Origin of the sequence: Thermaurantiacus tibetensis, assembly GCF_015354055.1 — a bacterium.
In the GTDB taxonomy this organism is placed as follows: Bacteria; Pseudomonadota; Alphaproteobacteria; order Sphingomonadales; family Sphingomonadaceae; genus Thermaurantiacus; species Thermaurantiacus tibetensis.
In genome coordinates this window covers 187,095-213,917 of sequence record NZ_JACHTM010000003.1, presented here as the reverse complement: position 1 = coordinate 213,917, position 26,823 = coordinate 187,095, and the positions used below count along the sequence as shown (strand labels likewise).

Here is a 26,823-nt window from a genome sequence, read left to right as displayed (position 1 = left end):
CTGAGGCGTGGCGTTGCTGGCATCCGTGGCAGCGGTCGATGCGAGAACCTGGGCGCTGCCGCGCATCCGTGAGCCGGTCCTCCGCGACCTCGAGCTCGTCGTCGACCTTGGCGACCGCATCGGTTCGGCGCGCTGGTGGCGGGGTCTTGCCACCCTCGGCCTTCTCGTTGCCGGAACCGTGTCGGTCGGGCTTTCGGTCCCGCGCCTGCCCGCCGGTAGCGGCGAAGTTCTGACCGGCCCGCTTCTCGAGGAGCGCCGCGCCCTGCGCATCGGCGCGCTGGCCGACGGCAGCCCGCACGGGCGCGTCGTGGCGCCGGGGCCTGCTGCCGTCCGGCTTTCCGAGATCCCCGAGCGGCCGCGGATCGAGCTCGTCGCCCGCGTCGGCGCCGGCGGCAGCCTCGAGGCGGCCTTGCGTCGCGCCGGGGTGGGCCGGGAAGATCTCGACGCCATCCTGTCGCTTGCGGCAGGCGCTGGCGCTCCGCGCGCCCTGCCAGCCGGTACCGAGCTCGCCCTCGTGCTCGGCCGGCGCGAGACGCGGAGCGTCCCCCGGCCGGTTGAGAGCCTCGCGTTCCGGGCCGCCTTCGACCTTCGGCTGGCCTTCACCCGCGGCGAAGGCGGGCTTGCCGTCGAGCGGATCCCGATCGCCGTCGACTCGACTCCGGTCAGAATCCAGGGCGAAGTCGGCCGCTCGCTCCATGTCGCGCTCCGCGCAGCCGGCGTGCCGGCGGCCGTCATCGCCGACTACGTCCGCCAGCTCGGCCACGTGGTCGACATCCAGCGCGAGGTGCGCGGCCGCGATCGGTTCGACCTGATCGTCGCCCACCGGCAGGCCGAGACTGGCGAGCGCGAGTGGGGGCATCTTCTCTACGCCGGGCTCGTCGACGGCCCCCGCAGCGTCGCCCTCATGCGGTTCGGACCCAAGGGCGAGTTCTACCGCGAGAACGGCGAGAGCGCGCGGCGCGGTCTCATCCGCACGCCGGTCGAAGGCGCCCGCCTGTCTTCCAACTTCGGCATGCGCTTCCACCCGATCCTGGGCTACTCGCGCATGCACCAGGGGATCGACTTCGCCGCGCCCACGGGCGCGCCGGTTCTGGCGTCTGCCGGGGGCAAGGTGGTGGCGGCCGGCTGGGCAGGCGGCTACGGCAACCTCGTCGCCGTGCAGCACGGCCGCAATATGGTGACGCGCTATGCCCACCTCTCGCGCATCCACGTGAAGGTGGGCGATTCGGTCAGCCAGGGCCAGCGGATCGGCGCGGTCGGCTCGACCGGGCTCTCGACCGGCCCCCACCTCCACTACGAGGTCTGGGTGGACGGAAAGCCGGTCAACCCGGCGCAGGCGCGCTACCTGTCGGGCAACCAGCTCGAGGGCGCCGAGCTGCAGCGCTTCAGGGCCGAGCTGGCCCGGATCCGGCAGATCGCGCGGCCGCTTTCTTGAGGACGAGCGGCAGGCCGGCCACCACGAGGGCCAGCCCGCCAAGCCCGAGCCAGCCGGCAAGCTCGCTCTGCCCGGCGAGGACGCGAGCATAGCCGATGGATGACCAGAGCATCCACAGGCCGGCGGCGGCGAAGGGGATGGCGGGGAGGCGCAGGCGCCCGAGCCCGGCCACCCGGAACGGCACCAGCGCGACCAGCACGAGGAACAGCCAGAACACCGGCGCGGTGAAGGCCACCATCGCCTCGAAGCCGTCGCGGGCAAGGCCGCCGAGGCCGACGAGACCGAGGGCGACTGCGCCCTGCACCAGAAGGGAGACAACGGGAACGGCCCGCGCCGCGTCCCAGCGGCCGAGCGCAGCGAGTGCCGGAAGGTCACGCCCCAGCGCGCACATCGCCCGCGCGCCCGTGAGCGTCGTGACGTTCAAGGTCGAGAAGGCCGCGAGCGCGACGACGAGCGCCACGACGGCGGACCCTGCCGGGCCAAAGGCGGCCTCGGCGATCCGCGCAGCCGGCGCCGGTGTGGCGGTGAGGCCGTCGAGCCCGAGCGCGGCGATGTAGGACAGGTTGACCGCGACATAGAGCAGGGCAACGAGGAGGATGCCGCCGAGAAGCCCGCGCCGCAGCGCTCTCTCCCCGCCGCGAGCCTCGCCGGAAAGGTAGGCGGCCTCGTTCCAGCCGCCATAGACCAGCATCACGAACACGAGGGCAAGGCCGAGATTGCGGTCCCCGGCCGGGGTCTCCCCGGCCGCTGGCGCAAGGCTCCCCGATGGCAGCGCGAGGCCCGCCACCACCAGCGCGGCGAGCGCGAGGATGATGGCGAGGCTCACCAGCCGCTGCGTCCCGGCGCTCACCGAGAGCCCGGCAAGGTTGAAGAGGGTGACGAGCGCGACCGAGGCGAGCGCCCAGCCGAGCTCTCCGCCAGGCAGAAGCGTCGCGAGATAGGCCCCGGCGACGAAGGCGACGGTTGCCAGCGCGCCCGTCTGGATGACCGCCATCCGCGCCCAGACGAAGAGTCCGGCGATCACGCGCCCCCACCCTTCCGCAAGAAAGCGGTATTCCCCGCCAATCCCGGCCATGGAACGGGCCATCCCGGCATAGGTGACGCCGCCGAGGATGGCGATCGCGCCGCCGAGCAGCCAGAGGCCGAGGAAGGCCGGGAGGTCGCCGGCGAGCCGGGCAACGTCGGCCGGCGCGCGGAAGATGCCGGCGCCAATGACGATGCCGGCCACCATCATCGCGATGTCGAGCGCCGAGAGGCGCCGGGAGGTGTCCGCAGCGACTGTCAGCGGTTCAGCCGGCGATCCGGGTGGCAGTCCAGCCACGGCCGACGAGCCCGGCCTCGCCGAGTTCGCCGGTCAGCTCGCGGCCGTCGGCAAGCGTGAAGGTCACCTCCCGTCCGCGGACCCGGCCGCCGTTGAGCGGCCCGCCCCTGGCCGTCAGCTTCTGGTAGGTCTGGCTGATCGTCGCGGTGAACCGCTGGTTGCCGACCTCGAAGGCCCAGCGCCCGGCGAGGTTGGCGGGCACGATCCAGAGGTAGCCGGTCGCCTCGTCGGTGCGGATGGTCTCGTCGGGTTCCCAGTCCCCCATGTCGAAGGCGTGGCTCACCACCCGCGTGCCCGGCTTCATGGCGAGGATGGTTGGCCGCAGCTTCAGGTTGAGGTTGGGCAGGAGATAGAGGGTGACGACGGTGGCCGACGAGAAGTCGGACTGGAAGATGTCCCCCCGCTGGAAGGTCACGCGGGTGCGCACCCCGGCCCGCTCGGCATTGCGCCGCGCAAGCGCCACCATGTCGCCATTGTAGTCGATGCCGTGGGCCCGCGCGCCGAAATCCCGCGCAGCGGCGATGGGGAAGCGGCCGTCGCCAGAGCCGAGATCGACGACATAGTCGTCCTTGGTGACGCGGGCAGCCGTGAGCAGCGCCTTCACCAGGCTCTCGGGCGTGGGCACCCAGATCACGTCCTTGCCGGCCTGGCCGACCGAGGGGCGATACTGGTCGTCGCCGAGCTTTTCCTGCCCCTCGATCTCGGAAAGCGGGGTGACCGAGGGGATGGCGATGGCGAGCGGCGAATCGACCTCGGTCCCGAGCGGGTCTGGCGGCGAGACGGCAAGGGACAGCGGCAGGGGTGGCGCCGCCGGCACCAGGCGCACCTGCGCTGACACGCTGGTGGCCGGCACGAGGAGACCGAGAGAAACGAGAAGGGCAAGCGTGCGAGGGGGCATCGACCGTTCCCGAAGACGAGGCCTGCCGAGGGCGGCGACGGCGAGATAGGCGGGCCGCATCATGCCGTCCAGCGGGCAAAGATGGCGGTGGGCAGAAGGCTGCCACGTGCCTCCTCGGCAAGCGCCATCTCGCCCGCCGCGACGGCGCCGCCGAGCGGCCGGGTTGCCGTCTCGACGGCCCGGGCAAGCGCGAGCGCCGACAGGCGGACCGCGTAGGTGGTGACGATCATCAGCCGCCCCTTGCCGTCGAGAAGCTGAGCGCAGGCTGAAAGCAGGGGCAAGAGGTCCGTCTCGAGCGACCAGACCTCTCCGTTCGGTCCGCGGCCGTATTTCGGCGGGTCGAGCAGCACCGCCGTGTAGCGCCGTCCGCGCCGGATTTCGCGGGCGACGAAGCTGCGCGCATCCTCGACGATCCAGCGCACCGGCGCTGCTTCCAGTCCGGAGAGCAGGGCGTTCTCGCGTGCCATGGCGATCGCCTTGCGGCTGGCATCGACATGGACGACTTCGGCACCCGCCCGTGCTGCCACGAGGCTTGCGACACCGCTGTAGCCGAAGAGGTTGAGAAGGCGGGTGCCCGGGCCGCACGCGGCCGCAACCGCCTCCCAGTGCGGCGCCATGTCGGGAAAGAAGCCGAGGTGGCGGAAGGGCGTGGGCGTGGCCCAGAGGCGGATGCCCGCCTGCACGATGGGCCAGCGCGGCGGCAGGGAAGGGGAGAGGCTCCACCGGCCGCCGCCCGTCTCGTCGCTGCCGCCGGTGAAGATGCCGTCGGCCTGCCAGTCGTCCGAGGCCGGAGGCCACATGGCCTGGGGCTCGGGCCGGATGAAGCGGAACGGGCCGCAGCGCTCGAGCTTCCGGCCGTTGCCCGAGTCGACCAGCGCATAGTCGGAAGACGGGGCGACCGCGAGGGTCGAGAGCCTCACGGCAGGCGCTTGAGCGGCTTCGGCCCGACGCTGGCGAGCGCGACCGGGCCTTGGAGCATGGCCGCGCCCGCCGCCCGCGCGGCCTCGACCGTGACGCCGTCGATGGCGGCTTCCACCTCCTCGGGCGGAACGGCGCGGCCGTGCGCGAGGAGCGTCTGCCCCACCCAGCTCGCCTGGCCGGCGCAGCCCTCGAGGCCCATGAGAAGCCCGGCCTTGAGCTGGGTGCGCGCCCGGGCCAGCTCGGCCTCCGAAAGGGTGGCAGCCGTCGCCTCGGCCACCTCGCGGGCAAGTGCCGCCGCGCGCTCGGCATCCTCCGGGCGCGTCGCCAGATGGATCGTCATGAGCCCGAGGTCGGCGAAGGGCGCGTGGCTTGCCGACACGCTGTAGGCGAGCCCGCGCGCCTCCCTGAGCTCCTGGAACAGCCGCGAGGAGGCTCCCCCGCCCAGCGCGGTTGTGAAGAGTTCGGCGGCATAATGGTCGGGCGCGTGCACTCCCGGGCCGCGGAAGCCGAGCGCCACCTGCGTCACGTCGGCGCGCCGGCGCTCGCCGCGGACCTCGCCTTCGAACCGGGCGGGCGCGCAGGCCGGCGGCGGCTCGGCGGGGAGGGCAGCGAACAGCGGCGCGGCCGCCGCCACGACGTCGGCATGAGTCACGGCACCGGCTGCCACCAGTGCAAGCCCCGGCCCGCGGAAGCTGCGGTCGCGCCAGTGGCGCAGCGCCTCCGTGCCCAGCGCGGCAAGCGTCGCCGGCGTGCCGAGGATCGGCCGGCCGAGCGGCTGGCCAGGGAAGGCTGCCTCCTGCAGCAGGTCGAAGACGCGGTCCTCGGCCGCGTCGAGCGCCTCGCGGATCTCGGCGTCAACCACCTGCTTCTCGAGCGCGAGGTCGGCCTCGGCGAAGCGCGGCTGCATGACCATCTCGGCCAGAAGCTCGACGGCCAGCGGCATGTCGGCTGCCATCACCCGCGCATGGAACAGGGTGAGGTCGCGCGAGGTCCAGGCGTTGAGCGCGCCGCCCACGTCCTCGATCGCCTCGGCAAGGCCGCGGGCATCACGCAGCTCCGTGCCCTTGAAGAGCATGTGCTCGAAGAGATGGGCAAGCCCGTTCTCGGGCTCGGCCTCGTGGCGGGCGCCGGCGCCTGCGCAGAGCCCGACCGCTGCCGTCCGTACGCCCGGCATCGCGACCGTCGCGATAGTGAGGCCATTGGCAAGGCGCGTGGTCTCGGCCGGGGTCATGCGGGAAGCCCGTCGATGAAGGCGGCGACCGCCCGGGCATCGGCCGGCAGCCGCGTCATCCGCTCGGGCCGGTCGAAGAGGCCGGCAAGCCGGGCCGGAAGCATGGGGAACACGCCCGTCGCGGCCTCGACCGCCTCCGGGAACTTGGCGGCATGCGCGGTCGCCAGCGTCACGACCGGCCCTTCGACCTGATCGGCCAGGCGCCGGGCGGCCGCAAGGCCGATGGCGGTGTGCGGGTCGAGGAGCTGGCCCGTGGAGTCGAGCGCCCAGCGCAGCGTGGCCGCCATCTCCTCCCTGTCCACGCGCGCGGGCCGGAACAGGCGGGCGGCCTCCGCCCACAGCGGCTCGGGGATGGTCATGCGCCCGGTCGCCTCGAATGTGGCCATCGCGTCGGCCAGCGCCCGCGCGTTCCTCCCGTGGAGGTCGAACAGCAGCCGCTCGAAGTTGGACGAGACCTGGATGTCCATGGAAGGGCTCGCCGTCGGCTGCACGGCCCGGCGCGAATAGTCGCCAGCCCCCAGGGCCCGGGCGAGGATGTCATTCTCGTTGGTGGCAACCATGAGGGCGGAGACGGGCAGGCCCATTTGGTGCGCCACATAGCCGGCGAAGACGTCGCCGAAGTTGCCCGTGGGCACCGAGAAGGCGACCGGCCGGTCGGGCGCGCCGAGGCGGACGGCGGCGTGGACATAGTAGACCACCTGGGCGGCAAGCCGCGCCCAGTTGATCGAGTTGACGGCCGAGAGCCGGTGCCGTGCCCGGAACGCGGCGTCGTTGAAGAGCGCCTTCACGATCGCCTGCGCGTCATCGAAGGTGCCGGCGATGGCGACGTTGTGGACATTGGCGGCCTCCACCGTCGTCATCTGCCGCCGCTGCACCTCCGAGACCCGGCCCTCGGGGTGGAGCATCACGATCCTGAGGCCTGGAAGGCCGGCGACTGCGGCAATCGCGGCCGAGCCGGTGTCGCCCGACGTGGCACCGATGATGGTGAGCGGGGTGGGCTCGTCCTTGAGGAACCGGGCGAACAGCCGGCCGAGCAGCTGGAGCGCAAGATCCTTGAAGGCGAGAGTCGGGCCGTGGTGGAGCTCGAGGAGCCAGTGGCGGTGGTCGAGTTCGACGAGCGGAGTGACGGCCGCGTGGGCGAAGCTGCCGTAGGCGGCCGAGACGAGCGCCCGGAGCTCCTCCCGTTCGAGCGCGCCCCCGACGAAGGGGGCGAGCACCGTGACTGCGGTTTCCCCATAGTCGGCCGTGCGCAGCCCGTGGAACGTCTCGGCCTCGAGGCGGGGCCAGGCGTCTGGCACGTAAAGCCCGCCGTCGCTTGCGAGACCGGCAAGCGTCACGCCGCGGAAGTCGAGCGGGGGGGCTGCCCCGCGGGTCGAGACATGCTGCATGGGTGCCGGGCGGTTAGCCGCGGGCGTTCCCCGGTTCAACCGCCGCGCCGCCAGCGCACGACGTAGGCGCCGTAGATGGCGGCAAGGATGGCGGCGAAGCCGAACCACTGGGCTGCGTAGGCGCGGTGATTGTTGGGGATGGACTCGAGCGCTGGCGGCGCAGCGGCCTCGAGCGGCGCTGCTCCCGTCGAGGCGACCAGCATCCAGGCCGGCGAGCCGTCGCGCCCGACCAGTACGCCCTCGACTGGCCGAGGGTCCCGGGGCGGCCAGGCCCGCACCGCCTTCCAGCTGTCGGGGCGCTCCCCCCAGCCGATGGCGAGCAGCAGACCGTCCCCGCGGGACGCGGCGCCCTCCCGAGTGCAGCGGACCAGGGCGACATAGCCCGCACGGCCCGCGGCGTTCCGGCCGGCCTTGACCGTCGGCGGCGGCGGATCGCAGCCAAGCACAAGGCGGACCCGACGGAACTGGACGCGCTCCAGCTCGTCCCCGGGCCCGAGTGCTGCCACCGGCAGCGCCGCATTGGCGCGGAGCTCAGCGAGAAGCCCTTCCTTCCACTCCGCCCGCTGCAGCTGCCAGACGCCGAGCGCGACGAGGAGCGGCAGGGCTGCCGCCGTCATGAGGGTCGGCACGAGCGGCAGGCCGCGCCGGCGGCCCGCCCGCTCAGCCGAAATAGGGGGTGGCGGCCCGGCCGAAGTCCGAGCCCCAGATGTAGATGGCAAGGAACAGGAAGAGCCAGACGACGTCGACGAAATGCCAGTACCAGGCGGCCGCCTCGAACCCGAAGTGCTGGCGGGGCGTGAAGTCCCCGGCATAGGCGCGCCACAGGCACACGGCGAGGAAGATGGTGCCCACGATCACGTGGAAGCCGTGGAACCCCGTCGCCATGAAAAAAGTGGCGCCGTAGATGTTGCCCGAAAAGCCGAACTCGGCGTGGCTGTACTCGTAGGCCTGGAGCGCAGTGAACAGCACGCCGAGCCCGATCGTGACCCAGAGCCCCTGCTTCAGCCCCTTGCGGTCGCCGTGGATGAGCGCGTGGTGCGCCCAGGTGACGGTGGTGCCCGAGAGCAGCAGGATGAGGGTGTTGAGGAGCGGGTAGACGAAGGGGTCGAGCACTTCGATCCCTTTGGGCGGCCAGACGCCGCCCACGGCATCGCCTGCGGGCGGGAAGAGGGCGGCGTTGAAGTAGGCCCAGAACCAGGCGACGAAGAACATCACCTCGGAGGCGATGAAGAGCAGCATCCCGTAGCGGTGATGCAGCTGGACGACGGGCGTGTGGTCGCCGCTGTTGGCTTCGGTCCTGACGTCGGACCACCAGGAGAACATGGTGAAAAGAACGCCCAGTACGCCCGCACCGGCCAGATACTTGCCCCACCAGGCGTCGTGCCACCAGAAGGCGAAGCCTGCCGTCATCATCGCCGCCGCGATCGAGCCGATGATGGGCCAGGGGCTGGGAGGCAGGATGTGGTAATCGTGGGTCTTGCCGGCGGCCATGGTCGTCCTTTCGCGTGGGGCTCCCTAGCTCGCGAAGATGCCCGACGCTAGCGCCGCCCTGCGGCAATGGCTGCCATGCCGGTCGCGCGGATGCCGGCGGGCTCAGTGGGCGCCTCCACGGGGAAGAAGCTGTAGGAGAGGGTGATTTCCTTGATCCGGCTGGCATCCGGGTCGTCGCGGATGGCGGGGTCAACGTAGTAGATGACCGGCATCTCGACGGCCTCGCCGGGCTGGAGCGTCTGCTCGTTGAAGCAGAAGCACTGGATCTTGACGAAGTAGCGGCCCGCCGCCTCGGGCGTCACGTTGAAGGTGGCAACACCCGTCACCGGTGCGTCGCTCGTGTTGCGGGCGTGGTAGAAGGCCATGCGCCGCTCGCCGAGGGGAAGATCGACGAACCGCTCGGCCGGCCGGAAGTCCCAGGGCATGCCCCTGCGGACGTTGCCATCGAAGCGCACCCGGATCGAGGTTCCCGCCACCGGTTCCGGGGTCGCCGCGGCGTCGGCTGCAACCATCGGGGTGCCACCGAAGCCGGTCACCTGGCAGAACAGGCGATAGAGGGGCACGCTCGCGTAGGCGAGGCCGACCATGCCCGCGGCGACGCTGGCTGCGAGAAGCGCGGTGCGCCTGTTGGCGGCGGCCGCGCTCATGCGCTCATCCGCCCGATAGTGATGGCGTAGAACAGCATGACCAGGAGCGCGAGGACAACGGCGATCGCCACGTTGCGACGGCGGCGCCGGGCAAGGAAGGCCTCGAGCTGATCGGGCGTCCACGTCATGGCAACCACCGCGCGTCGGCGACGAGCGCGCCGAACAGCAGGAAGAGGTAGAGGATCGAGTAGCGGAACAGCGCCTTTTCCTCGGCCATCGCCCGCGGTTCGGTGATGGTCGAGCGCCGCACCCGCCAGGCAAGGAGCAGGAAGACGGCACCGAGCCCGGCAGCTGTAAGCCCATAGACGGCGCCGGCAAGGCCGAGCGGCCAGGGCGCGACGCTCACGGCGACGAGGGCGAGCGCATAGGCCCAGATCTGGCGGCGCGTCTCGGCCGTGCCGTGAGTCACGGGAAGCATCGGGATGCCGGCCTTGGCGTAATCGGGCGCCACAAACAGGGCGAGCGCCCAGAAGTGCGGCGGAGTCCAGAGGAAGATCACGAGGAACAGCAGCACCGGCATGAGCGTGACATCACCGGTGGCCGCGGCCCAGCCGATGACGGGCGGGAAGGCGCCGGCGGCTCCGCCGATGACGATGTTCTGCGGTGTGCGCGGCTTCAGCCAGACCGTGTAGACGAGGGCGTAATAGACGATCCCGGCTGCAAGCAGCGCTGCGGCCACGAGGTTGGTCGCAAGCGCCAGCGTCGTCACGGCACCGACCGCGAGGATGACCGCGAAGGCCAGCGCCTCGTCGGCGGGCAGGCGGCCCGCGGCGAGAGGCCGGGCGGCCGTCCGCCGCATGCGCGAGTCCGTGTCGGCCTCGATCCACTGGTTGAAGGCGCCCGCTGCCCCTGCGCCGACAGCGATCGCGAGGATCGCGACAGCGGCAAGCAGGGGATGAAGGGACACCGGTGCCGCGAGCAGGCCGCAGGCCGCCGAGAAGACGGCAAGCGACATCACCCGGGGCTTGAGCAGCGCGAGCCAGTCCCGCCAGTCGGCGGCCGAGAGGGCGCCGGCTGCCGCCACCGCGGCGGCCGGTGCCCCCGCCACGTCAGGACGGCGGCTCGCCATGCTCAATACGCCTTGACCCGGGTGAGGTCGGGCAGGGTTTCGAACTGGTGGAACGGCGGCGGCGAGGACAGGGTCCATTCGAGCGTGGTCGCACCCTCGCCCCACGGGTTGCTCGCCGCCCGACGTCCGGCAGCAAGCGACCAGATGACGTTCACGAAGAACACCGCCATGCCCGCCAGCATCACGAGGTAGCCCCAGGAGGCGACTTCGTTCCACCCCGCCATCGCGTCCGGATAGTCCGGGTAGCGACGCGGCATGCCCTGCTGGCCGAGGAAGTGCATCGGGAAGAAGATGATGTTCGTGCCGAGGAAGAACAGCCAGAAGTGCAGCTTGCCGAGGAATTCGTTGTACTCGCGGCCCGTCATCTTGCCGAACCAGTAGTAGAAGCCGGCAAAGATCCCGAAGGTGGCGCCAAGCGACAGAACATAGTGGAAGTGCGCCACCACGTAGTAGGTATCGTGCATGTAGGTGTCGAGACCGCCGTTGGCGAGAAGCACGCCGGTCACGCCGCCCACGGTGAACATGAAGATGAAGCCGAGCGCCCAGAGCATCGGCGTGGGGAAGCGCAGCGAGCCCCCCCACATGGTCGCGATCCAGGAGAAGATCTTGATGCCGGTCGGCACCGCGATGATCATGGTCGCGGCCGTGAAGTACATCTTGGTGTTCACGCTGAGACCCACCGTGAACATGTGGTGTGCCCACACGATGAAGCCGACGAAGCCGATCGCGACCATGGCGTAGGCCATCGCAAGATAGCCGAACACGGGCTTCCGGCTGAAGGTGGCGACGATCTGGCTGATGATCCCGAAGGCCGGCAGGATCATGATGTAGACTTCGGGGTGGCCGAAGAACCAGAAGAGATGCTGGTAGAGGATGGGGTCACCCCCGCCGGCCGGGTCGAAGAAGGTCGTGCCGAAGTTGCGGTCGGTGAGCAGCATGGTGATCGCGCCCGCGAGGACGGGAAGCGACAGCAGCAGCAGGAAGGCGGTGACCAGTACCGACCAGGCGAAGAGCGGCATCCGGTGGAGCGTCATGCCCGGCGCGCGCATGTTGAAGATGGTGGTGATGAAGTTGATGGCGCCAAGGATCGAGGCCGCGCCGGCCAGGTGCAGCGAGAAGATGGCGAGATCGACCGCCGGCCCCGGGTGACCCGAGGTCGAGAGCGGCGGATAGACCGTCCAGCCGGTGCCGGCGCCGATGCCACCCGGCGGGCCCGGCACGAAGAGCGAGATGCACAGGAGCACGAAACCGGCCACCGTCAGCCAGAAGCTGATGTTGTTCATGCGCGGGAAGGCCATGTCGGGCGCCCCGATCATGATGGGCACGAACCAGTTGGCGAAGCCGCCGATGAGCGCGGGCATCACCATGAAGAAGACCATGATGAGCCCGTGGGCCGTGATGAACACGTTCCAGAGGTGGTAGGCCTGATCGACGTTGCCTTCGGTGAACCAGGGCAGCACCTGCATGCCGGGTTGGGCAAGCTCCCAGCGCATGAAGCCGGAGAGCGCGCCGCCGATGATGCCGGCGACGATGGCAAAGATGAGGTAGAGTGTGCCGATGTCCTTGTGGTTGGTCGAGAAGAGCCAGCGCTGGACGAAGCTCAGCTTGTGCTCGTCTGCGGCATGGCCGTGGGCTTCGGCATGGGCGTCGAACGTTGTCGCCATCGGGTGTCCTCGTCTCAGGCGGCGGGATCGGGGGTGGAAACGGCAGCGGTCTCGGCCGGCGTGATGCCCTGCTCGGCCTGCATCTTTGCGACCCAGGCGTTGAACTGCTCCTCAGGCACCACTTCGACGGTGATGGGCATGAAGCCGTGCTTGGTGCCGCAGAGCTCCGAGCACTGACCGTAGTACACGCCCGGCCGGTCCACCTTGAACCAGGTCTCGTTGATGCGGCCGGGCACCGCGTCCATCTTGACCCAGAAGGACGGCAGCGCCCAGCTGTGCAGCACGTCTGCGGCCGTGATGAGCAGCTTCACCGTCTTGCCGGCCGGCACGACGACGCGATTGTCGGTCTCAAGGAGATAGGGCGCGCCCCGCTTGTCGGCCTCTTCCCGGTTCACCATCACCGCGTCGAAGCTGATGCCCCCATGGTCCGGATACTCGTAGCCCCAGTACCACTGGTAGCCCGTGACCTTGATGGTGAGATCGGCCTTGGGCGGATCATACTGGTTGGCGAGCAGCCGGAAGCTCGGCACCGCGATGATGACGAGGATGAGCGCCGGGATGAGAGTCCACGTCACCTCGAGGCGCACGTTGTGCGAGAAGGTGGCGGGCACCGGGTTGGCTCCAGCCCGGTAGCGCAGCACGGTCCAGACGAGGAGCGCGAAGACCAGCGCCGAGATGCCGAGCATCACCGGGTTGAGGAGCCAGTGCACCATCCGCAGCGCTTCCTCGCCGATGGGCGTCACCTGCGGCAGGATGTCGATCCCCCAGGGGGTGGGCTGGCCCATGCCGGGCTCCGGCCGGAGTGGGGTGTAGGTGGCGGCGACCGCTTCGGCTGCTGCGGGAAGATTGGCCATCTCGGGCGCGGGAAGTTCCTGCGCCTGGGCGGCGCCGCCCGCGGAGGAAAGAACCGCCAGCGTGGCGGCGCTCAGCAATCGCATCCGACCTCTCATCATCTCGTCATCCCCGCCCGGCTATATGCGGGCGGAACCCCCGTCACAAGGCAAAGCCGGTTCGCTGCGACACCGAAGCCAGGCCATGGCAGCCATGCAGGGCAGCCATGCACAGGCGGAGACCCCGGGGCAGGTGCAGCGCTGCCGCGGTCAGGCGGCGAGATTGTCGAACGAGGCCGTTTCCTTGCGCATCTGGGCGAGGATGGCCTTGCGCATGTCCTCGCCCTGGAGCATCGCCGCGTTCCAGACCGCGACATACTCAAGGCCCTGGTCGATCGTCAGGTCACGGCCGGCGTTCAGCACCTGCTTGATGCCGGCAATCGCGAGCGGGCTCTTCGAAGCGATCTCGCGCGCCATGGCAAACGCGGCCGCGATTGCGTCCTCGCGGGTCTCGTGCAGGCTGTTGACGAAGCCGAACCGCAGAGCCTCGGCGGCTGGCCAGCGGCGGCCGGTGTAGGCGAGCTCGCGCACCAGGCCCTGCGGCAGCAGGTAGGGGATGCGCTGGAGCGTGCCGACGTCAGCGACGATGGCGATGTTCACTTCCTGGATCGTGAAGAAGGCGTCCTTGCTGGCGACCCGGATGTCGCAGGCGGTGATGAAGTCCACCCCGCCGCCGACGCAGCCGCCGTGGACGGCGGCGATGACGGGCACCCGGCAGCGGTCCACCGCGTTGAACGTCTCCTGCATGTGCTTCACGTGACGGCGCAGCCGCTCGCGCGCCCGGCCGAGGTCGGGATGGGCAAGCGCCTCGGTGCCGCCCGCCCAGTTGAGGTCGAGCCCGGCGGTGAAGTGCCGGCCAGTGGACGAGATGACGACGGCGCGGATCTCGGGGTTCGAATCGATCTCGGCGAAGGCGGCCGGCAGCTCGTCCCAGAAGGCCCTGGTCATGGTGTTGAGCGCCTCGGGCCGGCAGAGCTCGATGTGGGCGATGTGGTCGGAAACCGCGTAGGTGAAGGTGGTGTAGGTCATTGCGTCCCTCGCGCGCCAATCCTAGGGGCAGGCGCATGACGCGCTTCACGGTGAACGGCAACCCCGTCAAGTACGAGCTCGCCGCCGACACGCCGCTGCTGTGGGCGCTGCGCGACGCCTCGAACCTGACTGGCACCAAATATGGCTGCGGCGCGGGCCTGTGCGGCGCCTGCACGGTGCACGTGGACGGCGAGCCGGTCCGCTCCTGCCAGGTCACCATCGGCGAGCTCGAAGGCACGTTCGTGACCACGATCGAGGGCCTCTCGCCGGACCGCTCGCACCCGGTGCAGCGCGCCTGGCTCGAGCTGCAGGTGCCGCAGTGCGGCTACTGCCAGTCGGGCATGATCATGGCGGCTGCGGCCCTTCTCAAGGCGAATCCGAGACCGACCCGCGACGAGGTGCGGCAGGTCATCACCAACCTGTGCCGTTGCGGCACCTATCCGCGCATCGAGGAGGCCATCCTCCGCGCCGCCGAGCTCGCCCGGGCGGGCTGAGCCTTGGAGGCTCCGGCCCGGCCGGCGGGCCAGCTCCTTCGCGTCCTCGGGCTTGCCTTCGGTCTTGCAACCGTCGTCGGCGGCGTCATTGGTGCGGGCATCCTCCGCCAGCCGGGCGTGGTGGCCGGCGCCGTGGGGGACCCGGTCGTCATCGTCTCGCTCTGGGTCGCGGGCGCCATCATGGCGGCCGTCAATGCCTTCACCGTCGTCGAGCTGGGCGCGAGCCTGCCGCGCGCCGGCGGCCCCTATGCGCTCGTCTCCCGTGGCCTCGGGCCCCGGGCTGGAGCACTGGTGGGCTGGGCTGACTGGTTCAATGGCATGTCGACGCTGGCCTTCCTGGCGGTTGCCTTCGCCGAGTTCCTGCAGCGCGCCGGCCTGTTTGCCGACCGGCCGCTCGGCCTCATCGCCGTTGCCCTCGTGCTCGCCGCCTTCGTCCTCAACTGGACCGGCACGCGCACCAACGGCTTCGCCCAGACCCTGCTCTCTGGGGCCAAGGGCGTGGCGCTGGCCCTCATCCTCGTCGGCCTGCTCCTCGCTCCTGCCGTGCCGCAGCCGCCGCCGTCGGAGGCGCCGGGCGCAGCGCTGGGGCTTGCCGCGCTTGCCCTTGCCATGCGCGCCATCCACAACAGCTACACCGGGTACCAGACGCCCATCTATGTCGGCGAGGAGCTCAAGAACCCCGCGCGCAACGTGGCCCGCGCGGTGTTCGGCGGTCTCGCCGTGGTGGCCGGGCTCTACATCCTCATCAACATCGCGCTCCTGCGGGTGCTGACGGTCGAGGAGATGGCCGCCTCGCCGCTCGCGCTCGCCGAAGGAGCGGTCAGGGCCTTCGGGCCGAATGGCGGGCTTGCGGTTGCCGCGTTCGGCGCGCTGTCGGTTGCCGCCTCGGTCAATCTGCGGCTCATGACCCACAGCCGCGGCGCCTTCGCCATGGCGCGCGACGGCGCGCTGCCCGCCCCGCTTGCCCGCGTCGCTCCCGGCGGCTCGCCGCGGGTGGCGCTTACCGTCACCATGCTGGGCGGCGTGGCGCTTGCCGCCTCGGGCGCCTACCTCGCCATCGTCGCCATCAACGCGCCCTTGCGGATCCTGATCGAGATCGCGCTCATCCTCACCCTCATCCGGCTGCGGCGGACGGCGCCGGAGCTGCCGCGCCCGGTCCGGATGCCGTTCTACCCGCTGCCCGCCCTGCTCGCGCTCCTCGCCAACACGGCGCTGCTCGTCGCGGTCAGCTGGGAGGACCCGCGGAACAGCGGCCTTGCGCTCGGTGCCGTCGCCCTGGCCGCCGCGTTCGTGTGGTGGCGCCGCTGAGCCCCGAGGAGGCCATCCGCCGGGCGCTCGCCGCTCGGAAGCCGGGCGCCACCATCTGCCCCACCGACGCCGCCCGTCTCCTCTCTCCGGCCGACTGGCGCGCCGCCCTGCCCGCAATCCACGCCGCCGCCCGCGCGCTCGCCACTGCCGGCAAGGTCCGTCTCACCCGGCGCGGCGTGCCGGTGGAAGACCCTCGGGGTGCCTACCGGATCGGGCTTCCGCGCCCGTCGCCGTCCGCGTAGCCGCCTGGGCGGCGGCACCGGGCCGGGGCATCGCCGGCCGCACCATCGCGCAGCGCGACGAGGGCGGCGGCATCGCGAAGGACAATGCCGCGGTACTTCACCGCCACGAGCCCCATCTCCTCGAGCTGGCGGAGCGTGCCGACGAGGGTCGTCCGGCCGAGAGCCGCCATCGCGGCGAGGTCGGCCTGCGGCACCTCGATCCGCCAGCCGTCGGCGAGATCGGCGCCGGCAAGGGTGACGAGGAGATCGGCCAGCCGCTCGAGGTTGCACTGGCGACGCAGCGTCGAGACGATCCGGAGCACCGTCCAGAGATTGAGGGTGGCGAGCCGCGTGAGCGCGCCCTCGACGCCGGCAACTCGCGCACGAGGGTGGCGAGCCTGGCCGAGGGCAGGGCGAGGAGAAGTCAGGCGTTGCCCGCCACGGCGGTGACCGCGCTGGCAAGCCCGGCCGGCGGCGTCAGGTTGGCGAGCACGAACCCGGGCGTGGCAAGGGCGAAGAGCCCGGGATCCTCCAGGCCGGCGGCAATCTCGAGCCGGACGGTTCCCGCCGCGATACCGAAAAGCCCTGTCGGCCCGCCCTTGGGGGTCGTAGATGCGCTCGCACCGGACGTATCGCCGCAGCGTCATGGCATCGAACACGGCCTCGCGGACGGCCTCGGTCTCGCTGGCGAGCCAGAGGCCCCGGCCGACGACGGCGCGCACGTCCAACCGTTCCATTGCCAACGCCCAATCCTCCGGTTCCGAACGGTCTGGCAGCCCAGGGGCTGCCACGAGCGCCGGGCGGCCTGACAACGGCGCAACGCGCAGCCGGCAAGCCGCCGATGGGATTGGAGACTGTCATGGCGCTTCCGAGGTTCCTTCTTCCCGCCCTGGTCGCGGCCGCCGCGCCGCTTTCCGCCGAGACCGCCACGCCGCCCAGGGGCCTCATGGGGCTCGATGCCGAGACCACCCGCAACATGGTCGAGGCCGGGCAGAAGGCGGACGCGAGCACCTTCGCAACCCTCCTGCAGGGGGCGCGGGACGAGAAGCTTGCAGCGCTCGAGCAGGATCCGGTCGACCGGGCGCGACTTGTCCGGGCGATCGAGACGGAGAAGGCCATCGAGACACTCCGGATCAACCGGATGCGCGACGCCGAGCTCGAAGCCTTCGCGCGGATGACGCCGGCCCAGCGCAGGCAGGTGGCGGCCGCCTCGCGGACGATGCGGCAGACCCTGCTCGAGATGCAGGCCCAGCCAGGAACTCGATCGTGCCAGGACCGGACAGGAGACAGGCGCGCGTGACGATACCCTTCCGTCCCGTCGTGGGCGCCGTTGCAGCGGCCGCCCTTGCCGGAGGCCAGCTCGTGCCTGCCCCGGCCCTTCTCGCATCCCTCGGGGCCACGGCTGTGCACGCCCAGTCGGACCGCACCGTCTCCTGCGCCTCGCGGGGCATGTCGCGCACCAACTGCCGCATCCCCGCCGGGGCCGCCTCGGTCACCCTGGTGCGGCAGGACAGCCGGGCCGTCTGCGCCGAAGGGCAGAGCTGAGGCTGGGGAGGCACGACGCTCTGGGTCGATGCCGGCTGCGCCGGGCTGTTCCGGGTCTCCTGCGGCGGCTTCGGTGGCTCCGGGGGCAGCCGGGGCGGCAGCTGGGGTGGCAGCGGCGGCAGCTGGCAGGACCAGGGCTTCGCCGGCGAGCTGCGCTGCGCCTCCGACAACTTCCGCGAACGCTTGTGCCGCGCCCGCACCCAGGGCCGGGCGACGCTCGTGCGCCAGCTCTCCTCCTCCGGCTGCGTCGAGGGCCAGACCTGGCGCGTCGAGCGCGGCGGCATCCGGGTGCGCGAAGGCTGCGACGGGGTGTTCGCCTACGGCGTCGGCAGCTTCTATCCGCAGGGCTTCGGGGGCAGCGGCGGCTCGTGGGAGCAGCCGTCGCAGCCGCATGGCCATGGCGGTTCCGGCGCAGCCGTGGCCGGCGGGCTCGTGGCGGGCGGCCTCATCGCCGCGCTGGTGGCCGCCGGCAAGTCGGCGGAGCATGGCAAGGGTCCGCCAGCCCAGCTCCAGGCGAGCCTGACCCAGTTCCCGGGCGCGTCCCGCACCGAGGCCCGGGCCTGCCTCGCCGAGGCGGCGCGCCAGGTGGGGGCGACGGGAGGCAGCAGCGTCCGGCTCGACCGGGTCATCTCCTCGCGCCGTCAGCCCGATGGCGCGTGGCGCCACCAGGCGCTCCTCACCAAGGTCTGGCCCGACCACCGCCGGCAGATGCGGATGGACTGCGTGGCGAGCGGCAGCCGGGTCCGCGTCTTCGACGTCAGCTGACGCCTGCGGCTGCCCCCCGTCTCCGCGTCGTCGGGCCGGCAACGCGGGAACGGGGGGCGCGGCGGCAGCTCAGGCGGCCGCGAGGCTGCGCCGGCGCCGGAGCGCCGAGCCGACGATGCCGAAGCCCGCAATCAGCATCGCCCATGTCGCCGGCTCGGGGATCACCGGGGGCGGCGGGGATGCCGAGGGGATGCCGATGGTGAAGCCCGACCAGAGCGGGAGATCCTCGGGGGCCACCACGTCCATCGTGAGGGACGATGTGGGCGTGGGGAAGACGAACCGCAGCACGCCATGCCAGTTGAACCCGGCGATGTTGGGCGACACCACGAACGGGTTGAGCGTGCCGATGCCGAAGAAGCCGGTGCCTTCGTCGATGATGGTGAAGGGGTCGCTGAACAGCCACGCCGTGGGGAAGAAGTCCCCCAGGCTCACCACCAGCATGTAGAGCTCGCTGATGTTGCGGTCGAACTTGAGCTCGTAGATCGTGCGCGAGCTTGGGGCGAGCAGGTGGTTGTTGAGCGGCAGGTTCGGGAGCGCGTCATAGGCCGCGAACGGGCTGCCGCCCACGCGCCAGTAGTCGTTGCCGTCGGGCGCGCAGGTGGTGCACTGGGCGTAGCCGATCTCGCCGAAGGCGCCGCCGAGGATCTTCCCGTAGGTGACGTTGACGCCGCCGACGGTGCCGGTTGCGGTGGTGACATAGAATGGGGTCGTGACAACGCTGTGCCACGTTGTCCAGTCGATGGTGGCCGATGCCGGCGCGGCGACAAGACCGGCAAGGCCAAGCGCAAGCAGGCGTGACTGCATGGTGACCTCTCCTCTTGACACAATCGGGCAGGGAACGCCCCGCCCGACTTGACTTATGCAAGGCGCGTGCCACATGTCACGGTGTCGCGTTCTCAGAGGCTTAGCCGAGAACTTGGCCCGCGGCCTGTCAAGTTTTTTGACAGGCAGCGAGACCTGAAAGAATTCTGCAACAGAGGCTGACGCCTCTTCGCCCCGCTGGCGCGTCTCGCGCCGGCCGGCCCGGAGGGTCAGATGTCGGCGAAGCAGTGCGTCTCAGCCGCGGCACCGGGGTGGGTGACGGCGCCGAGATGCGCCGGCCCCACCGTCTTCGCATAGCGCCAGAGCGCGCCCGACTGGTAGGCGTGGGCGCGGGGGCTCCAGCGGCTGCGGCGGTCGGCAAGGGTTGCCTCGTCGACGAGGAGGTCGATCGTGCCGGCCTCGGCATCGATCCGGATGAGGTCGCCGTCCTCGACGAGGGCGATCGGGCCGCCGTCGGCTGCCTCGGGACCGACATGGCCGATGCAGAAGCCGCGCGTTGCGCCCGAGAAGCGGCCGTCGGTGACCAGCGCCACCCGGTCGCCCATGCCCTGGCCGTAGAGGGCGGCAGTGGTCGAGAGCATCTCGCGCATGCCGGGGCCGCCCTTCGGCCCCTCGTAGCGGATCACGAGGACCTCGCCCTCGCGGTAGTCGCGGCGCTCGACGGCCGCGAAGGCCTCCTCCTCGCTGTCGAAGCAGCGCGCCGGCCCCTCGAAGCGGAGGTTGGTCATGCCGGCCACCTTCACGATGGCGCCATCGGGCGCGAGGCTGCCCCAGAGGCCGACCACGCCGCCGGTGGGCGACAGCGGGTGCGATGCGGGCCGGATCACCTCCTGGTCGGGGTTCCAGCGGATGTCGGCGAGGTTCTCGGCGACCGTCCGCCCGGTGACGGTCAGGCAGTCGCCGTGGAGGAGGCCGGCCTCGAGCAGGGTCTTCATCACCATGTAGACGCCGCCGGCGGCGTGCATGTCCTTCGCCACGAAACGGCCGCCGGGCTGGAGATCGGCGAGCCAGGGAGTGGTGCGGAAGATTTCGGCCACGTCGGCCAGCGTGAAGCGGATGCCGGCCTCGTTGGCCATGGCGGGAAGGTGCAGCGCCGCGTTGGTCGAGCCGCCGGTTGCAGCAACGACCCGGGCGGCGTTCGCGAACGCCCGCACGTCGCAGATTTCGCGGGGGCGGATGTTTCGCTCGAGGAGGTGCATCACCGCGCGGCCGGCGGCGCGGGCGATGTCGGCGCGGCTCTCGTGGGGGGCCGGCGCCATGTTCGAGTTGGGGAGCGAGAGGCCGATGGCTTCCGCCACGCAGGCCATGGTGTTGGCGGTGAACTGGCCGCCGCAGGCGCCATCGCCGGGGCAGGCGACGCGCTCGAGCGCCTCGAGCCGCTGCAGCGGGCAGGTGCCCGCGGCATGGGCGCCGACCGCCTCGAACACGTCTTTGATCGTCACGTCGCGGTCCTCGAAGCGGCCGGGGAGGATGGAGCCGCCATAGACGAAGACCGAGGGCACGTTGAGGCGGAGCATCGCCATCATCATGCCCGGCAGGCTCTTGTCGCAGCCGGCGAAGCCGACGAGCGCGTCGTAGCAGTGGCCGCGGACCGAAAGCTCGATCGAGTCTGCGATGACCTCGCGGGAAACGAGGCTCGCCTTCATGCCCTGGTGGCCCATGGCGATGCCGTCGGTGACGGTGATGGTGTTGAAGCGGCGCGGGGTGCCGCCGGCCTCGATCACGCCTTCGCGCGCAATGTCGGCCTGGGCGTCGAGCGCGGTGTTGCAGGGCGCGCTGTCGTTGCCGGCCGAGACCAGGCCGACGAAGGGGCGCAAGATCTCCTCGGCCGTCATGCCCATGGCGTAGTAGTAGCTGCGGTGCGGGGCCTTGGCGGGCCCCAGGCTGACATGGCGGCTGGGAAGCTTCGACTTGTCGAACGGCATGGGGTCTCCCGCGGGCCTGTTTCGGCTGCTGTTCGCCGGGACCGGGGCCTCGTCAAGCCCCGGCCGCGCGGGGCCACGCCTGCGGCAGCCGCGATGGCCAGTCGCGCGTGTCAAGTTTTTTGACAAACCTGCGGGATGCGATCCCTCTAACCCTTTGGATTTCCGAAGAGGAGCGACTTGGCATGTTTCTTGCTGCGCTTGGGGCAGGCCGGTTCGAATCAGCTTCGGTCGGTCAGTTCTGGAGGTGCAGATGCCCGGTCTTCGTAACATCTCTCTTGCCCTTGCCGCAGCGCTCGCGGGCGCCGCTCCCGCGATTGCGGCAACGCCGATCAGCGGCTCTATGCAGGTGGGTACGCAGGCATCCGTGGGCACGGCGACCGGCACGGATTCCGACGCGGCCAGCACCGGGCCATCGCTTGCCACGCTTTCCATCCGCGCCTTTGCCGAAGCGAGCGAGGACCCGGCCAGCGGTTGGGCCGTTGCCAGCGGGATCGCGGGCTGGACCTCTCCGACCGAGGGGTGGTTCGGCCTGGTGTGGGGCTGGAACCTGGAATCGGATGACCTAGTGTACTTCTGGTTCGAGACCAACACGCTGCGGCCGAACTGGACATACCGCTTCATCGCCACGGCCGACGGCGTGTTCACCGGGAGCTACGAGATCGTGGCCTCGGGCATGACGTTCGGCCTGCAGCCGCTCTACGGAGATGACGACATGCCCTTCGGGCCCTATGGCGGCGATCTCTCCGATCCAAGCGGCTCGGGCACGTTCAGCGTGCCGCTGGTGGGCGGCCAGACCTACACCATGTCCTTCTTCCAGTTTGGCAACCTCTCCTCCAGTGGCGGGACGAGCTTCGCTGCGGATGCGGTCGCGAACGTGCGGTGGCAGATCCTCTACCGCAGTGCGCCGCCGATCCCCGAGCCGGCGACCTGGGCGATGCTGGTTGCCGGCTTCGGGCTGCTGGGCACCAGCCTACGCCGCCGCCGCCTGTCAGCCGCGTAGCAGCAGGCCGGCAAACAGGGCGATGCCGATCCCGACGACGAGGAGCTTGACCGCGCGGTCGGGCACATGGGCGATGAGGCGGGCGCCGAGATAGCCGCCCGCCATCGAGGCTGCGCCGAGGACGAGCGCGGGTGCCCAGGCCACTTCGCCCGAGGCGGCGAAGACGGCCGCGCCAGCGAGGTTCATGGCGGCGGCAAACGCATTCTTGTTGGCCTGCGCTGCTTTGACCGTGGCCCCGGCCAGCGTGAAGAGCGCGAGCATGAGGAAGCCGATGCCGCCGCCGAAATAGCCGCCGTAGACCGAGACGAGCGACTGGGCGGCCAGCACCGGCCCCCTGCCGAGATGGGCGGCGGAGACCGGCCGGCCGAAGGCGCCGCGCGCAAAGAGGAGGGTGGCGGCGAGCACCAGCCAGGGCAGCATGGCCGCGAACAGGGCGGTGGGTGTCTTGAGGAGGAGCCAGGCGCCGAACGCGCCACCGCCGAGGCTGATGGCAAGCAGCACGCCGAAGCCGGTGGCGCCCACGGGCCCGGTCAGACGGCGGTTGGCAAGCGCGGTCGTGATCTGGCCGGGGAAGAGCGCGACGGTCGACGTGAGGTTGGCCACGCGCGCGTCGAGCCCGGTCAGCATGAGGGCAGGCAGCGTCACGAACGAGCCGCCGCCGGCGAGCGCGTTCTGAAGGCCCGCCCACAGGCCGGCCAGCAGCAGGATCCACGCGCTCTCCAGGCTCCCCATCGTCCCCCCGCCTTGCCGCTCGGCCCCGTGCCGGGCTATCGCGGCGCCCGGCTAGAGGCGGAGAGCCGCATGGGGAAGCGCTATTTCGGCACCGATGGCATCCGGGGGCTTGCCAACGGCGACCGGCTGACCCCCGAGCTGGCGCTCAAGGTGGGCCAGGCCGCCGGCACCCGCTTCCTGAACGGCGGGCACCGCCACCGCGTGCTCATCGGCAAGGACACGCGGCTCTCGGGCTACATGCTCGAGCAGGCGTTGACGGCGGGGTTCACCTCGGTCGGCATGGACGTGGTACAGGTGGGCCCGCTGCCGACGCCCGCAGTCGCCATGCTCACGCGCGAGATGCGTGCCGACCTCGGCGTCATGATCTCGGCCAGCCACAACCCTTTCCACGACAACGGCATCAAGCTGTTCGGGCGCGACGGCTACAAGCTCTCGGATGCCGACGAGGAGGCGATCGAGGCCCTGATCGAGGCGGAGCTCCCGCGCGCGCAGCACCAGGCCATCGGCCGGGCCCGGCGCATCGACGACGCCCGCGGCCGCTACATCCACGCCGTCAAGGCGAGCTTTCCCGAAGGCGCCCGGCTCGACGGGCTGAAAGTGGCGCTCGACTGCGCCAATGGTGCGGCCTATCGCGTCGCCCCCGAGGCGCTCTGGGAGCTCGGCGCCGAGCTTGTGACGCTCGGGGTGGAACCCAACGGCCTCAACATCAACGACGGCTGCGGCTCGACCCACCCCGAGGAGCTCGCCGCCGCGGTGACGGCAAGCGGCGCCGACATCGGGATCGCGCTCGATGGCGATGCCGACCGCCTCATTCTCGTCGACGAGCGCGGGCGCATCGTCGATGGCGACCAGATCCTTGCGCTCATCGCCCGTTCGCTCGCGAGCGCCGGGCAGCTGCGGGGGGGCGCGGTGGTCGCGACCGTCATGTCGAATCTCGGCCTCGAGCGGCATCTGGCGGGGCTCGGGCTCGGGCTCGTCCGCACGCCGGTCGGAGACCGGCACGTGCTCGCCGAGATGCGTGCGCGCGGCTGCAACCTCGGCGGCGAGCAGTCGGGGCACATGATCCTCGCCGACCATGCAACGACGGGCGACGGCCTCGTCGCCGCGCTCCAGGTGCTCGCGGTGCTGGTGGCGCAAGCGCGGCCGGCAAGCGAGGTGCTCCACCTCTTCGACCCGGTGCCCCAGCTCCTGAAGAACGTCCGCTTCGAGCGGGGCCGGCCGCTCGAGGACCCGCGCGTCAAGGCCGCGATCGCCCGGGCCGAGGCGGAGCTCGGTACGCGCGGCCGTCTCCTCGTCCGGCCGTCGGGCACCGAGCCCGTGATTCGGGTGATGGCCGAGGCGGATGACGAGGCGCTGGTCGCCCGCGCGGTCGAGGACGTGTGCGAGGCAGTCAGGGCAGCGGCCTGAGCATGCCGGCGCGCGTATTGACGATCGCCGGGTCGGACTCCGGCGGCGGGGCGGGTCTCCAGGCCGACATCAAGACCATCACGCTGCTCGGGGCCTATGCGGCAACCGCGGTCACGGCCGTGACCGTGCAGGACACCCGCGGCGTCGCCGCCATCCACCCGGTGCCGCCCGAGATCGTCGCGGCGCAGGTGCGCGCGGTGCTCGCCGACATCGGCGCCGACGCGGTCAAGATCGGCATGCTGGGCGATGCCGCGACCATCGGGGCGGTTGCCGATGCGCTCGAGGGGTTCGCCGGGCCGGTGGTGCTCGATCCCGTCATGGTGGCCAAGGGCGGCGCGCCCCTTCTTGCGCCCGAAGCCGTGGCGGCGCTTGCGTCGCGGCTGCTACCGATGGCGGCCGTCGTCACGCCGAACGCCCCCGAACTCGAGGTGCTGGCCGGCGCCGAGGTCGCCGACGAGGCCGACCTCGTCCTCGCCGCCCAGGAGCTGCTGGCCGCCGGCGCGCGTGCCGTGCTGGCCAAGGGGGGCCACCTCGAGGGCGCCGAGGTGGCCGACTGGCTCGTGACCCGCGACGGCGCCCGCCGGTTCACGAGCCCCAGGATCCTGACGCGCCACACCCACGGCACCGGCTGCACGCTGGCGAGCGCGCTGGCGACCGGGCTGGCCCAGGGCCGGCCGCTTGCCGAGGCGGTCGTGCTTGCGCGCAGCTTCGTGGCCGAGGCGATCGCGCATGCGCCCGGCCTCGGGGCCGGGCACGGGCCGCTCGGGCACAACTGGCGGCTGGTGCCGGCGTGAGGGGCTCGTGAGGGTCTTCGGCGTCGACGAGGTGGGGCGCGGCCCGCTCGCCGGGCCGGTGGTGGCCGCTGCCGTGCTCCTCTTCGCCGACATCCCGGGTCTCGCCGATTCCAAGACCCTCTCGCCCGCACGGCGCTTTGAGCTCGACCGCGCGGTCCGCGCAGGCGGGCAGGTCGCGCTGGGCAGCGCGTCGGTTGCCGAGATCGACCGGCTCAACATCCTCGAGGCCACGCTTCTCGCCATGGCCCGGGCCGTCCATGCGCTTGCCGCCCGCTCGGGCCCGCCCGACCTCGTCCTCGTCGACGGCAACCGTGCGCCACCGCTTGCCGCCCCCGTGCGGACGGTCGTCGGCGGCGATGCGTCTGAGCCCGCCATCTCCGCTGCCTCGATCGTTGCCAAGGTGGCCCGCGATGCCCTGATGGTGGCGCTCGACGCCCTGCACCCCCCTTATGGCTTCGCCGCCCACAAGGGCTATGGCACCGCAGCGCATCTGGCGGCGCTCGCCCGGCTCGGGCCGTGCGCCGCCCACCGCCGGAGCTTCGCGCCCGTCGCCAAGTTTCTCAGGATCTGAGTCTTCCCCGCAACACCCCAGATGTAGGGGCCGTTCCTGCCATGGGGACTCAAGCCGTAGCGCTCGGGCGAGCGGGCGAGACTCCGGCTGGGGATAGTGCCGGAACCGCATGACTTGACTGCGGATTCCGCGCCGTTGCAGCGTTCTGGGGGCCGTTCGACGGAAGGCGGGGGCAGGCATGATCATCACCGGCGACTGCGTGGCGGAGATGGCGCGGCTGGCGCCCGAGTCCGTCGACCTCGTCTTCGCCGACCCGCCCTACAACCTCCAGCTCGGCGGCGACCTCGTCCGGCCGGACGGCAGCGAGGTCGACGCCGTGACCGATGCGTGGGACCGGTTCGAAAGCTTTGCCGCCTATGACGCCTTCACCCGCGCCTGGCTCCGGGAGGTGCGCCGGGTGCTGAAGCCCGACGGGGCGCTGTGGGTCATCGGCACCTACCACAACATCTTCCGCGTGGGCGCCGCGCTTCAGGATCTTGGCTACTGGATCCTGAACGACATCGTCTGGCTCAAGGCGAACCCGATGCCGAACTTCCGCGGCACGCGCTTCACCAACGCGCACGAGACGCTCATCTGGGCAGCGCGTTCGAAGCAGTCCCGGCCCTTCTTCGCCTACCAGGCGATGAAGGCCCTCAACGAGGGCGTGCAGATGCGCTCCGACTGGTGGCTTCCCATCTGCACCGGAGCCGAGCGGGTGAAGCGCGCGGGGCAGAAGGCGCACCCCACCCAGAAGCCCGAGGCGCTGCTCCAGCGGGTGCTTTTGGCCACCACGCGGGAGGGGGACCTGGTGCTCGACCCCTTCGCCGGCACCGGGACGACGGGGGCGGTCGCGAAGCGGCTTGGCCGCCGGTTCCTCCTCATCGAACGCGAACCCGGCTACGCCGAGCTCGCTCGTGCCAGGATCGAGGCGGTCGCACCCCTGCCGCCCGCCGACCGCGCGGTCACCGCCGAGGCGCGCGCGGCGCGGCGGGTGCCGTTCGGCGCGCTGGTCGAGACGGGGCGGCTCAAGCCCGGCGACACGCTGGTCTGCCCGCGCCGGCGGTTCCGCGCCCGGGTCCGGGCCGATGGCAGCCTTACCCTCGAAGGGGGGCGGACCGGGTCCATCCACCAGGTGGGGGCGGCAGTCCAGGGCCTGCCGTCGTGCAACGGCTGGACCTTCTGGCACGTCGAGCGGCGGGGCACGCTGGTGCCCATCGATGCGCTCCGCGCGGAGCTCCGCGCTGCGACCGGGGACTGACGGGAGCGGGCTCGGGCC

Annotated in this window: 28 protein-coding genes and 1 pseudogene; 12 read left to right on the top strand and 17 right to left on the bottom strand. The window is 71.3% G+C overall.

Going from position 1 to position 26,823, the window contains the following annotated elements:
* The first annotated feature begins 7 nt into the window (after positions 1-7).
* On the top strand, positions 8-1,435 hold the full coding sequence (locus tag H3H34_RS09625; RefSeq protein ID WP_194745073.1) for a M23 family metallopeptidase: 1,428 nt from the start codon (positions 8-10) through the stop codon (positions 1,433-1,435).
* On the opposite strand, the gene H3H34_RS09620 is transcribed toward H3H34_RS09625, so the two are convergent.
* The 13 genes from H3H34_RS09620 to H3H34_RS09565 form a co-directional block, all read right to left on the bottom strand.
* Positions 1,386-2,756, bottom strand: coding sequence for an APC family permease (locus H3H34_RS09620; RefSeq protein WP_194745072.1), 1,371 nt, complete (start codon positions 2,754-2,756; stop codon positions 1,386-1,388). The genes H3H34_RS09625 and H3H34_RS09620 overlap by 50 nt on opposite strands.
* The gene (locus H3H34_RS09615; RefSeq protein WP_194745071.1) at positions 2,725-3,654 is read right to left on the bottom strand and encodes a class I SAM-dependent methyltransferase; all 930 of its coding nucleotides are present in this window, start codon (positions 3,652-3,654) and stop codon (positions 2,725-2,727) included. Before H3H34_RS09615 ends, H3H34_RS09620 begins: the two co-directional genes overlap by 32 nt.
* 59 nt (positions 3,655-3,713) lie before the next feature.
* Positions 3,714-4,574: a class I SAM-dependent methyltransferase gene (locus H3H34_RS09610; protein ID WP_194745070.1), complete on the bottom strand. Its 861-nt coding sequence runs from the start codon at positions 4,572-4,574 to the stop codon at positions 3,714-3,716.
* On the bottom strand, positions 4,571-5,806 hold the full coding sequence (locus tag H3H34_RS09605) for a M16 family metallopeptidase (RefSeq protein ID WP_194745069.1): 1,236 nt from the start codon (positions 5,804-5,806) through the stop codon (positions 4,571-4,573). Before H3H34_RS09605 ends, H3H34_RS09610 begins: the two co-directional genes overlap by 4 nt.
* A complete protein-coding gene (gene thrC, locus H3H34_RS09600; protein WP_194745068.1) occupies positions 5,803-7,194 on the bottom strand; it encodes a threonine synthase in 1,392 nt (463 codons plus the stop codon). The genes H3H34_RS09605 and thrC overlap by 4 nt, the downstream gene beginning before the upstream one ends.
* A 35-nt stretch (positions 7,195-7,229) precedes the next feature.
* Positions 7,230-7,811 carry an SURF1 family cytochrome oxidase biogenesis protein gene (locus tag H3H34_RS09595; protein WP_194745067.1) on the bottom strand — a complete coding sequence of 194 codons (582 nt, stop codon included), beginning with the start codon at positions 7,809-7,811 and terminating at the stop codon, positions 7,230-7,232.
* 43 nt (positions 7,812-7,854) lie between these two features.
* Complete coding sequence (locus tag H3H34_RS09590; RefSeq protein ID WP_194745066.1) at positions 7,855-8,685, bottom strand: cytochrome c oxidase subunit 3; 831 nt, start codon at positions 8,683-8,685, stop codon at positions 7,855-7,857.
* Between the two features lie 47 nt (positions 8,686-8,732).
* Positions 8,733-9,332, bottom strand: coding sequence for a cytochrome c oxidase assembly protein (locus H3H34_RS09585; RefSeq protein ID WP_194745065.1), 600 nt, complete (start codon positions 9,330-9,332; stop codon positions 8,733-8,735).
* Positions 9,329-9,460: a hypothetical protein gene (locus H3H34_RS13885; protein ID WP_268978309.1), complete on the bottom strand. Its 132-nt coding sequence runs from the start codon at positions 9,458-9,460 to the stop codon at positions 9,329-9,331. Before H3H34_RS13885 ends, H3H34_RS09585 begins: the two co-directional genes overlap by 4 nt.
* Positions 9,457-10,401, bottom strand: a complete 945-nt coding sequence (locus H3H34_RS09580; protein ID WP_194745064.1) for a heme o synthase — start codon at positions 10,399-10,401, stop codon at positions 9,457-9,459. The genes H3H34_RS13885 and H3H34_RS09580 overlap by 4 nt, the downstream gene beginning before the upstream one ends.
* A 2-nt stretch (positions 10,402-10,403) precedes the next feature.
* Positions 10,404-12,065, bottom strand: a complete 1,662-nt coding sequence (gene ctaD, locus H3H34_RS09575; RefSeq protein WP_194745063.1) for a cytochrome c oxidase subunit I — start codon at positions 12,063-12,065, stop codon at positions 10,404-10,406.
* Between the two features lie 14 nt (positions 12,066-12,079).
* A complete protein-coding gene (gene coxB / locus H3H34_RS09570) occupies positions 12,080-13,003 on the bottom strand; it encodes a cytochrome c oxidase subunit II (RefSeq protein ID WP_235945654.1) in 924 nt (307 codons plus the stop codon).
* Positions 13,004-13,165: 162 nt separating this feature from the next.
* The gene (locus H3H34_RS09565; protein WP_194745062.1) at positions 13,166-13,984 is read right to left on the bottom strand and encodes a crotonase/enoyl-CoA hydratase family protein; all 819 of its coding nucleotides are present in this window, start codon (positions 13,982-13,984) and stop codon (positions 13,166-13,168) included.
* 35 nt (positions 13,985-14,019) lie between these two features.
* Between H3H34_RS09565 and H3H34_RS09560 the strand changes: the two genes are divergently transcribed.
* From H3H34_RS09560 to H3H34_RS09550, 3 genes are read left to right on the top strand one after another with little or no spacing between them, the layout of a single operon-like run.
* On the top strand, positions 14,020-14,478 hold the full coding sequence (locus H3H34_RS09560; RefSeq protein ID WP_194745061.1) for a (2Fe-2S)-binding protein: 459 nt from the start codon (positions 14,020-14,022) through the stop codon (positions 14,476-14,478).
* A gap of 3 nt (positions 14,479-14,481) precedes the next feature.
* On the top strand, positions 14,482-15,786 hold the full coding sequence (locus H3H34_RS09555; protein WP_194745060.1) for an APC family permease: 1,305 nt from the start codon (positions 14,482-14,484) through the stop codon (positions 15,784-15,786).
* Entirely contained in the window at positions 15,771-16,028 is a 258-nt protein-coding gene (locus H3H34_RS09550) for a DUF3253 domain-containing protein (RefSeq protein ID WP_194745059.1), read from the top strand. Before H3H34_RS09555 ends, H3H34_RS09550 begins: the two co-directional genes overlap by 16 nt.
* On the opposite strand, the gene H3H34_RS14020 is transcribed toward H3H34_RS09550, so the two are convergent.
* Positions 15,989-16,330, bottom strand: a complete 342-nt coding sequence (locus H3H34_RS14020) for a helix-turn-helix domain-containing protein (protein ID WP_194745058.1) — start codon at positions 16,328-16,330, stop codon at positions 15,989-15,991. The two genes, H3H34_RS09550 and H3H34_RS14020, sit on opposite strands and share 40 nt — an antisense overlap.
* Before the next feature lie 536 nt (positions 16,331-16,866).
* Here H3H34_RS14020 and H3H34_RS09540 point away from each other — a divergent pair.
* The 3 genes and pseudogenes from H3H34_RS09540 to H3H34_RS13340 form a co-directional block, all read left to right on the top strand.
* Complete coding sequence (locus H3H34_RS09540; protein WP_194745057.1) at positions 16,867-17,307, top strand: hypothetical protein; 441 nt, start codon at positions 16,867-16,869, stop codon at positions 17,305-17,307.
* On the top strand, positions 17,304-17,552 hold the full coding sequence (locus H3H34_RS09535; protein ID WP_194745056.1) for a hypothetical protein: 249 nt from the start codon (positions 17,304-17,306) through the stop codon (positions 17,550-17,552). Before H3H34_RS09540 ends, H3H34_RS09535 begins: the two co-directional genes overlap by 4 nt.
* Positions 17,553-17,573: 21 nt before the next feature.
* Positions 17,574-18,317: pseudogene (locus H3H34_RS13340) on the top strand (DUF3011 domain-containing protein); the annotation flags it as partial.
* Positions 18,318-18,386: 69 nt separating this feature from the next.
* Here the strand turns inward: H3H34_RS13340 and H3H34_RS09525 are convergent.
* Both H3H34_RS09525 and ilvD read right to left on the bottom strand, forming a co-directional pair.
* Positions 18,387-19,121, bottom strand: coding sequence for a PEPxxWA-CTERM sorting domain-containing protein (locus tag H3H34_RS09525; protein WP_194745055.1), 735 nt, complete (start codon positions 19,119-19,121; stop codon positions 18,387-18,389).
* A gap of 227 nt (positions 19,122-19,348) precedes the next feature.
* Positions 19,349-21,064, bottom strand: coding sequence for a dihydroxy-acid dehydratase (ilvD, locus tag H3H34_RS09520; RefSeq protein ID WP_194745054.1), 1,716 nt, complete (start codon positions 21,062-21,064; stop codon positions 19,349-19,351).
* A 250-nt stretch (positions 21,065-21,314) separates the two neighbouring features.
* Between ilvD and H3H34_RS09515 the strand changes: the two genes are divergently transcribed.
* Positions 21,315-22,064 carry a PEPxxWA-CTERM sorting domain-containing protein gene (locus tag H3H34_RS09515; protein WP_194745053.1) on the top strand — a complete coding sequence of 250 codons (750 nt, stop codon included), beginning with the start codon at positions 21,315-21,317 and terminating at the stop codon, positions 22,062-22,064.
* Here H3H34_RS09515 and H3H34_RS09510 read toward each other — a convergent pair.
* On the bottom strand, positions 22,053-22,796 hold the full coding sequence (locus H3H34_RS09510) for a sulfite exporter TauE/SafE family protein (RefSeq protein WP_194745052.1): 744 nt from the start codon (positions 22,794-22,796) through the stop codon (positions 22,053-22,055). The genes H3H34_RS09515 and H3H34_RS09510 overlap by 12 nt on opposite strands.
* Positions 22,797-22,865: 69 nt before the next feature.
* Here H3H34_RS09510 and glmM point away from each other — a divergent pair, with 69 nt between their 5' ends.
* From glmM to H3H34_RS09490, 4 genes are all read left to right on the top strand, one after another.
* Positions 22,866-24,203, top strand: coding sequence for a phosphoglucosamine mutase (gene glmM, locus H3H34_RS09505; protein ID WP_194745051.1), 1,338 nt, complete (start codon positions 22,866-22,868; stop codon positions 24,201-24,203).
* A 17-nt stretch (positions 24,204-24,220) separates the two neighbouring features.
* Positions 24,221-24,997: a bifunctional hydroxymethylpyrimidine kinase/phosphomethylpyrimidine kinase gene (thiD, locus tag H3H34_RS09500; RefSeq protein ID WP_328831765.1), complete on the top strand. Its 777-nt coding sequence runs from the start codon at positions 24,221-24,223 to the stop codon at positions 24,995-24,997.
* A 7-nt stretch (positions 24,998-25,004) separates the two neighbouring features.
* Positions 25,005-25,568, top strand: coding sequence for a ribonuclease HII (locus tag H3H34_RS09495; RefSeq protein WP_328831762.1), 564 nt, complete (start codon positions 25,005-25,007; stop codon positions 25,566-25,568).
* A gap of 178 nt (positions 25,569-25,746) precedes the next feature.
* Positions 25,747-26,805, top strand: a complete 1,059-nt coding sequence (locus tag H3H34_RS09490) for a site-specific DNA-methyltransferase (RefSeq protein WP_194745048.1) — start codon at positions 25,747-25,749, stop codon at positions 26,803-26,805.
* Positions 26,806-26,823: the final 18 nt, after the last annotated feature.